The sequence below is a fragment of the Pseudomonas sp. GW460-LB5 genome (assembly GCF_059423245.1).
Genome location: NZ_JBWKXT010000150.1, coordinates 1 through 500 on the forward strand (window position 1 = coordinate 1; position 500 = coordinate 500).

At 67.4% G+C, this 500-nt stretch carries 1 protein-coding gene; it reads left to right on the top strand.

The genetic code is table 11. The features are described from left to right. On the top strand, positions 1-500 hold a 500-nt coding region (locus AC07XM_RS31130; RefSeq protein WP_495046093.1), incomplete at both ends, for an Ig-like domain-containing protein.

Below are 500 nucleotides of genomic sequence, written 5' to 3' on the forward strand. Positions count from 1 at the left end.
GCCGTGAACGACGGCAGTGCCCTGCAAGTGACCCTGACCGACGCTGCTGGCAACGTGTCCCAGCCGGGCTCGGTCACCTCAGCCGACCTGCTGCCGCCGGCTCAGCCAACTGACTTGGCCCTGGCCGACGGCGTGACCTTCACCGGTCGCGTCGAACCGGGCGCTACCGTGCAGGTGCGTGATGCCGGTGGCAACCTCATCGGCACGGGTGTAGTCGGCGCCGATGGCCTGTTCAGCTTGACCCTGAACCCTGCTCAGGCCAATGGCGAAGCCTTGGATGTGCGCCTGGTGGATGCCGCCGGCAACACCTCGGCGCCGCTGCAGTTCGATGCCCCGGATATCACGCCACCTGACGCAGTAAGCAATATCGTGGTCGGCCCTGATGGCCTGGCCCTGAGCGGCCGCGGCGAACCGGGCGCCACTGTCGAGGTGCGCGATGCCAACGGCACCGTGATCGGTACCGCTGTGGTCGGTGCCAACGGCACCTTCCTGATCAACCT